Source organism: Methanosarcina sp. DH1 (genome assembly GCF_020804205.1).
Classification (GTDB): domain Archaea; phylum Halobacteriota; class Methanosarcinia; order Methanosarcinales; family Methanosarcinaceae; genus Methanosarcina; species Methanosarcina vacuolata.
Genome location: NZ_WJBJ01000018.1, coordinates 160,373 through 168,628 on the forward strand (window position 1 = coordinate 160,373; position 8,256 = coordinate 168,628).

The window sequence follows — 8,256 nt, forward strand, 5'->3', positions numbered from 1 at the left end:
TTAAGCTGGCCAGACGATTACCGAACATAAATAAACTATGGAGAAAGTTATAATATTAAGTGATTGTATTGTCTAAAATCGGATCTGCTTTTAAGTGGCTATCTCGTTATTTGTTAGGCTATCCATCTAAAGAGGTTACTGAGCGAAAAGAGAAATTATTTCAAACATATCTTATTGTACTTGGTCTGTTGCTAGCTTGTAATTTTGGTGATCCACTCTGTAAAGAGTTGATAAAATGGTTTATGTACTTTATCAGTGTCGGTTTACTTTACTATCTAATTTTATCGCGCTTTCATTTCCCTCGATTCGTTTTAGATTTTTTGGCTTTGTATATGGGGACTTTATTTAGCTGCGCATTGTTTAGTGTTTGATTTATTCAGGTATTGAAACGAATGGTAGTTTGTTATTTTTGCTTCTGACTATAATAATTGCAGCGTCGCTTTTTGTCTAGAAGGGCTTTGATGATATGCTCGAAGCGGCTTAGCACAAATATCCCAAGAACACCATCTTAAACAATCCAATAGATAGTAAATTCCGAAAAAAAGAAAGACTTTTGAAGTATTGAATATTCTTCTAATTAAGTTTGTTAGTTTGGCAATTTTTAGGTTCCTGGTGGTGTAAATGGTAAAACCAAGAATTTTTGTAAGCTCTACTTATTATGATTTAAAACATATTAGAAATAGCCTTAAGAATTTCATTGATGGATTTGGATATGAGGCAGTTCTTTTTGAGTATGGTGATATCCCATATGATCATAAACGCACCGTTGCAGAATGTTGTGTGCTGGAAGTTGCAAAATGTGACATATTGGTTTTAATAATAGGTGGGCACTATGGGAGTCCTATATCAACATCTGAAAGCTCGGATAGTAATCAAAAATATGATGATCACGAATCTGTCACATTAAAAGAATACCGATCTGCTTTAGAACAAAACCTGCCAGTATATGTCTTTATTGAAAGAAATGTACACGCTGAATACAGAACATTTGAAGCGAATAAAGGCAATAAACAAAAAGTTAATTACTACCATGTTAACGATGAGAGGGTCTATAGATTTATTGACCAAGTTTATGCTCAAAAAATATATCCCATATATGAATTTGATAGATTTGAAGATATTTCTAACGTATTGAGAGATCAATGGGCAGGATTATTTGCAGATTATCTTAGAACTAGACAAGATCAAAAAGAGTTGTCAAATATTTCTGCAAAGATAGACGAGTTATCTAGTATTTCTGAAACTTTGAAAAAATACACAGAATCATTAATGAAGGAAGCGCAATCTCCAGATCTTGATAAGATTATTCGGGATGAATCTAAGAAGCTTGAGGATGCAAAGAAAAAGAAAACTTTTTTTGAACATTATTTTCCTAAGCTGATAATGGATACAGCTAGAGAAGATGGAATTAAAATACGTAAAAACGATATTTATAACGCATATAGTCAAACTGACGATTTTGACGATTTCCTTAAAAAGGTTGGCTTTGATGAACAACGAATAGATATTATCCATAGACTTTGTATATATTACGATGGATACTTCGAGTTAGATATTTCGTTAAGACCTGAACGATATCCCCATTTAATAAATTCTAACGAGGATAATGTATAGTCACCATTTTAAATAATGCGACATTTTGTGTGTGAATGCATGTTTCTCCCAAAACTCCTCTAGTTCTTCCTTTAATACTTTCACATTCTTGAATGATTTTATTGATGTTAAGTCTTCTCTTGTCATTTTCCAACAATATTCTGTTGGGTTCCTATCTGGAGTAGCTGGAGGAAAAAGCAATATTTGCAACCAATATTTGTTTTCTTGAAAGAACTCCCTTGCCTTTTTTGATTTATGCCACGGCGCTCTGTCCATTAGAAGAAATATCTTTCGTCCTATTTCTTTTTTAAACTTGATTAGTGATTTTATGAAAGAGTCTGTATTCTTTTTAATTCCTAAATCATACCAATAAAAGTCTCCATTTTCAGTGTAGAATCCTCCAATGTTGATTTTGGCTTTTGAACCATTTATAAATTTAATAGGCTTAGAACCTTTTATTGCCCAACATTTTGATCTGTTTGAGTCCACATAAAAACTACTTTCATCCTGGGTGACGAATAAATGATTAGGATTTAGGAATCTTTTTTTTGATTTCAGCAATAAATTCGTTTGTTAATGCCTGATTTCGCCTTTTTGATTGAGGTCTACATATAATTTTACTAAACCCTAAATTTTTAATAATTTGCCTCATTCTTGATTTGGAATAAGATATCCCAAATTTCTCTCTGACAAATTGAATTGCATCTTTTGTTTGCCAACCGCGAGAAAAACCATCGTCTGTTGGGATAGGTTTTGAGAGTGATTTTCTTAATTCAGAAAATTGCTCTGCAGTTAAATGGCACTTTACTCCTCTACCAGGTTTACATTTAAGGCTAGACAAACCTTCTTCTTCAGATCTTTTCATCCAACGATGAACTGTTGAACGGTGAACTGAAAAATCTTCTGCAACTTTAGCTGGACTCAAACCATTTTTAACCAACAATAATGCTTGAAGTCTTAACTTCTCATTGTTGTCACAGGAACAACAGATAGCTGTGGCAATATCAGAAGTAGTAAACATCTCTAAACTCATAACTAATGTAATATAATCATGCAAAATATATAAATGTTGTATTATATAATGCGATGACTATAGATCAAAAATAACAAATTCTCAGTTTCTAGGCAATCACAAAATTGACATTTTCTCTTTAGCTTTGGGATATATAAAATATTCCAGCAACTGAACCGCTAAACTCAGTCATGGGCAGACAAAACAAATAATATAGGACTTACGCGCTTGAGAAACAAAATCAAGTACGGCAATCACTGTGAATTAAAGTCACATTTCATACGGTTAATGGTCTAATGCTGTTGATTTTTCAGTTCAACTGCGTAAGTCCCATGATAACTTCAAAAAGCCTTCAAATACCTTCTTCTTGATAAAGCTTGAAGTCGGGCCTTTAGCACATAGTCTAACCTTCAGCTAGCCCAGCACACATATTCCAGGACCCAGACAAAATCCACTAACCCCTAACTAAATATTATACAGATCTACCTAATTCTGAGTAAAATCGGTCCTCATTAGATGCGCTGCCATAAATATAGAAAGCAATCAGGGGAAACCAGATATCACCTGTATAAATTCCATAAATCGCCATGAGAATAGCAATAAACTTTCCGATGGAAGCTGCACTATGAGTAGCCTTTACATAAGACATTTTCCTGGCAAAAAGTGAACGGAGTATCCTGCCGCCGTCCATAGGAAAAGCAGGCAGTAAATTAAAGATCCCAAGTACTAAGTTCATTGATCCAAGGACCCAGATAATAAGATATATAGGGTTTTGAGAAAGCGCAGAGCTAGAGGATATTACGTAATTGTATGTGAACAGGCAGATAAAACCTATAATGAGGCTTGTTAAAGGCCCTGCAAAAGCTATCTTTGCTTCCTGTCCGGGTTTCTGTGGAATCTCCATAGAGGCCACACCTCCGAAGAGTAGGAGAGTAATGCTAGAAATATTTGCCCCATAACGTTTTGCAAGATAAGAGTGTGCAAGTTCATGTAAAAGTACTGAGACAAAAAGGAAGATGGCAGAAAGAGTAGAAAGAGCGTATCTAACTACAGTTGGCTCAACTCCCACAAAACCATATGGCTGTGAATTGATCGCAAAAAAATATGCAGATATCGGAAGTGCCAGAAGGAAAGATGTGTCCAGTTTGATAGGTATGTCCATTATGTTTCCGATTTTAAAAGATGACTGCATTGATGAAACAACTCCGTTTTATTTCTATAAAATTAAACAATTAATATTTTAAACTTGAGTTCTAAAGAATCTCTAAAATTCAGATCTTTACTCAACATGTACAAAAATGTAGAATTCATTTCCTATTCGTTCACCATGAGGACCTGTGGGCATTAAGGGTTTTTAGTACATCGAATAATTAATAGATGAGCCTATCCTGAAACTCAAAATTTGATTTTTGAATTTTGAATTTTTGAATTTTTGGATTTTTGAATTTTTGAATTTTTGATTTTTGAATTTTTGAATTTTGGATTTTGAATTTTTGATTTTTGAATTTTGAATTTTTGAATTTTTGAATTTTGGATTTCGTATCTGGAACAGTCAGTTGAAGACCTGATCACTAAAATGATCCTGAAAACTCATGGTTATTTAGAATAAAATAGGTTTTGGGATAGGCTCCGAATGTAAGTCCATCGTTGTGTCCAGTTGCGCAGGCTCTTCCTCGGCAGCTTGTGTACACTCGCAGCGAATATATTTCAGCTCATATTGTTTATCGATGTCAATACGGTCCAGGTATTTATCAAACGTTTTGCACATCCGATATTTGCAGTCGCTGAACGCAATCTGTATTTGCTCCTCTATCGGTTGTGCGGACTCAAGAAAATACTCCTTCCCACACTTCTTACATTCCGTTTTCGTGATGCATAGCATATGTACAGTTTCAATGCCAGTCGATGACGATTTTTCAGATGCCCGAGCGACTGCTTTAAGCACAACTCTGGCAGTGTCATCGTTTAGCTCGGAGCCACAATCGCAAAGTTTACTGTTCTCGAAAATTTTACTATAATCAATTTCAATACATTTGTCGTTCAACGCTTTCTTATGATCTGCACAGACATACACGTCCATCGCATCTGTCTCGTCCATATTATCACAGTGAAATATTATGCACTGCCTACAGTATAAACTTTTTCATAAACTTGCAAATATCTCAATATTGAATATCCTGAGGCAAAACCCACAAAATAGCCGGCTTAGCCAGCTAAATAAGATTTGTTCTTACCCTGGAGGGACTTAAATCGCCAAAGCCATAAAAACGATATCAGAAAAAATGTTATTTTACTTTTTCAAATTACTTTTGTTTTTTTAGCAATTACTTTTGTTTTTTTAGCAATTGCTACTTTTAAAAATTTTTTAACTCGTGTATGAGATTTAAAAGTCAGACCCTATTACATGAAGTTCCACAAAAGTAAAGAAAGGATCCCGAAAACTGTAATTATCCCGAAAGTCTTCTTTGTAAGGGCGAAAAGGGTGGGGGAACCGGAAATTTTCGAAAGCAGGATCTTGTTAATCGTGCTAATCAGGCTTGCAAGCACTGCAGTATTCGCTGCGGTTGCATAGGAAATATTTCCACTTATTGCAAGTAAGGTTACCGAAACAATCACTCCCGAACTGCTAACAAGAGCGCCCAGGGCGGTAACGTAAATTCCGGCAGTCCCTGCAACTTTATAAGCAAAACTTCCTACTACCAGGATGACGGTAAAAGCAAAGCCGAATTTAAACGCCTGTCCGAGTGAGAAAGGAGATTCGATTTTAAGTTCTCCTCCACCTACTGGACAGAATTTTTTGTCATACCTGAGAACTATTATTACGGAAGCAAGGATGATCACTGCCTGGGGAGGAAGCATATGCAGAGTTGTCCGGCCAGTCGGATCAACGATCAATGCTAACACAAGATTCCGGATAAGCATGGAGATGTTGCAAAGCAGAATTCCGGTAAGCACAGGACCGGCCATTTCCTCTGCTCGTTTTGAGAGACCTGCTAGTGCAGCTGTTGTTGCTTCACTGTTCACAAAGCCTCCTACAAACCCCGAATAACAGATCCCACGCTTTGTGCCGAACTTTCTCAGGAGCACATAACTTAAAAAACTGATAAGAGAAACCAGAATTACAATAAGTATTGCAGACCTGAAATTTATAATTCCGTAAAATTCCCTATCCGGCACTACCGGATAAAGTATAAAAGTCACGGCCAGAAACTGTATGGCATTGTAGAGTTCCTCTTTTGTCAGGTTTCCTGCGAACTGGTGAAGAGGCTGTTTCTGGATCAGAAGAAAAGCCACAACTATTGAAGAAATAATAGCAAACAGGCCATAATCATAGCCAACGAGCACTCCCATAACGAAAATAAAAAAGAGACTGATAGGGCTGGTAACTCCTATCCGTTTAAAGAGAAATATCTTGGAATAAGTGATTATGCAGCAAATTGCTCCGAAAAAGAGCGCAGCTACGTAAACAAAACCCGGCCCTTTTGCCTCGCTTACGAAAGCAGCTAACATACCTGTTATACAGGTTATGCTGTAAGTTCTCACCCCTGCAAAAATTTCATGTTCGAGTCCTCTGTGCTCCCTTTCTATACCTACCATTATCCCTATAAGAAAAGCTATGGCAAGTTTTGTCATGAAATCCAGAAAAACCGGATCGAAACCAAAATCCTCTATGATGTCCGTGGCTCAACCTCTATAATTTTTCGAGTTATAAAATTCAGAGTCAAGTTCCAAGAAACTTCTATCTAATGTTTCAATTAAATCTCTATTAATATTTCCAGAACTTATTTAAGTATTCTATCTGCCAATTTACTCCGACATCTACCATTTAACTCTTTTATTCCCGTCCCTCAAAGCGCTTTCAATCAAACGCTATTTGCTTTTTGTGCAAGTAAATAAAGAAAGCAAGTCGACGGAGGTAAGTGAATAATTGTGGATAGCAAAATGGATTTCTCCTTAAGGTAAAGTAAACAGAGTGAGCTAAAATAAAATATAATTATATAGTATAGATTTACCCGGTAATGAATTTAGTCCCTGAAAAGAGAAAAGGTTCAGAGTGTATTGAGGGCCTGTCTAATACTTTTTCAGGCAATTGCTACACCTGATATACCTGAGCTAAACCTGGTTTTACCTGGGTAAATTTTCCAAGCCTGACTGAAGCTAATAGAACTTGAGGCTTGGATGTTATTGAATCTTGTTATTTTACACCTCTATAAATTTAACCTCAATAGGCTTGTTTTCCTCCTTTTCTCCGAGAGTTATAAGGGTGCAGGAGCCTTTACAGGCTTCGCCAGGGTTTACCACTACAGTCTTTCCAACCTGTTCCAGGCCTTTTGCCTCATGGATGTGTCCGCAGATGATCAGGTCAACCCGGTCAAGGAATTTCTGGATAGCCGTGCTGCCCACGTGTCCGAAAGGAAGTTCATCTCTTGCACCGTAAGGTGGGGCATGCGTCAGAAGCACTATGGTGCCGCAATCTTTGTCGTTTTCGGCAGAGCAGACCATTCCTTCAAGGGCCTTTTCAATTTCGTCTTCGGATAACTCAAAGGGAGAATTGAAAGGGGTGGGATTTGAGCCGCCCAGGCCTATAAACCTGATATTTCCTATCTGTTCGGCTTTTCCGTGCAGGTTAATAGCTTTAGAAGCGTCAAGGGCTTTTAAAATGCTCCTATAGTCGCAATTACCCGGGATCGCAAGTACAGGTCTGTCAAACATTTCCATCAGTTCTTCAACCTTCTCATCGGGCCCAAAATTGGTAATGTCCCCAACAATAACTACAAGATCAAAATCTCCTGCCTTTTCAATCATTTCCTTTATTTTCGAATAATCTCCATGGGGGTCAGTAATAGCCAGTATCTTCATTTTTATCAGGTCCTGTTATTAGTAGCTATTATCAATAAGGTTTCTGTTATTCATGTTTGTTCGTATAAGTCATATCACTCATGACTATTCGAAGAGACCCTATCGCGTCGAATTTTTTTGATAAACTTTTTTTCACCTTTTTTCTAAAAAAATTTGAAAAACATTGAGGGAATTGACGCAACTTGTCATGATTACTCACTTAATCGAAGATGCATGAATGCGGATTTATTGAACTTTTATGCAGAAGGTAAAAGCAACTGTAGTCACGCCTGTAATTGTTGCAACAAAAAACGTCATTGTACCTCATTGGACAGTTTCATTATTTAGCCTCGTGACTATATATCGTGTATTTAAAAACCGTGACTATATGTCGTGTATTTAGAAACCGTGACTATATATCGTGTATTTAGAAACCAATATATCATCCTTTATTCACCAAATGTGATTACAAGATTAAATTATTGGGATCTGTTTTAAAAATTGCTATCCGAAAAAAGTATTTATTTTCAAAAAATCTGCGCATCCTGGGCAGTAAGTAGAAACAGAAAAATTTGCTAATTTTGTCTCATTTTGTTTTTGAAATTGGAAGAGTTGTGCCCTGAGAGCCGTATCTAAAAATTAAAAAAGGAAAGAGGCTTTCACCTCAGTTAAGATGGCACATAACTAAAGTTAGATAAAACCATCTCTGCATTCTGTCCATTTATTGGCGCTAAATGACTCATAAGCCACATCTGCATCGCAACTCCACCTTCTACATGCGGAATGCTTGTCTGATCTGTACAGTTCCAGTC

General features: G+C 36.5%; 6 protein-coding genes. 1 reads left to right on the forward strand and 5 read right to left on the reverse strand.

Annotation, left to right across the window (positions count from 1 at the left end):
* Positions 1–621: 621 nt before the first annotated feature.
* Positions 622–1,614 carry a DUF4062 domain-containing protein gene (locus FXW07_RS08975; protein WP_229395139.1) on the forward strand — a complete coding sequence of 331 codons (993 nt, stop codon included), beginning with the start codon at positions 622–624 and terminating at the stop codon, positions 1,612–1,614.
* Here FXW07_RS08975 and FXW07_RS08980 read toward each other — a convergent pair.
* The 5 genes from FXW07_RS08980 to FXW07_RS09000 all read right to left on the reverse strand — a co-directional run bounded on the left by FXW07_RS08980 (position 1,615) and on the right by FXW07_RS09000 (position 7,465).
* Positions 1,615–2,626 (reverse strand): IS630 family transposase gene (locus FXW07_RS08980; protein WP_229395140.1). Its coding sequence is split into 2 segments (ribosomal slippage): positions 1,615–2,143 and positions 2,142–2,626, totalling 1,014 coding nucleotides; the frame shifts between segments, so codons are not numbered across the junction.
* 451 nt (positions 2,627–3,077) lie between these two features.
* Complete coding sequence (locus FXW07_RS08985) at positions 3,078–3,797, reverse strand: site-2 protease family protein (RefSeq protein ID WP_229395141.1); 720 nt, start codon at positions 3,795–3,797, stop codon at positions 3,078–3,080.
* A 408-nt stretch (positions 3,798–4,205) separates the two neighbouring features.
* Entirely contained in the window at positions 4,206–4,703 is a 498-nt protein-coding gene (locus FXW07_RS08990; protein WP_229395142.1) for a hypothetical protein, read from the reverse strand.
* Positions 4,704–5,005: 302 nt separating this feature from the next.
* Positions 5,006–6,238 (reverse strand): MgtC/SapB family protein, encoded by a 1,233-nt coding sequence (locus tag FXW07_RS08995; protein WP_229395143.1) that lies wholly within the window; start codon positions 6,236–6,238, stop codon positions 5,006–5,008.
* A gap of 567 nt (positions 6,239–6,805) precedes the next feature.
* Positions 6,806–7,465 (reverse strand): metallophosphoesterase, encoded by a 660-nt coding sequence (locus FXW07_RS09000; protein WP_229395144.1) that lies wholly within the window; start codon positions 7,463–7,465, stop codon positions 6,806–6,808.
* Positions 7,466–8,256: the final 791 nt, after the last annotated feature.

What these genes read in the sequence shown, in the direction of transcription:
- FXW07_RS08990 (WP_229395142.1), bottom strand. Translation starts at nt 4,703, where the DNA reads ATGGACGAGACAGATGCGATGGACGTGTATGTCTGTGCAGATCATAAG.
- FXW07_RS08995 (WP_229395143.1), bottom strand. Translation starts at nt 6,238, where the DNA reads ATGACAAAACTTGCCATAGCTTTTCTTATAGGGATAATGGTAGGTATA.
- FXW07_RS08985 (WP_229395141.1), bottom strand. Translation starts at nt 3,797, where the DNA reads ATGCAGTCATCTTTTAAAATCGGAAACATAATGGACATACCTATCAAA.
- FXW07_RS08975 (WP_229395139.1), top strand. Translation starts at nt 622, where the DNA reads ATGGTAAAACCAAGAATTTTTGTAAGCTCTACTTATTATGATTTAAAA.
- FXW07_RS09000 (WP_229395144.1), bottom strand. Translation starts at nt 7,465, where the DNA reads ATGAAGATACTGGCTATTACTGACCCCCATGGAGATTATTCGAAAATA.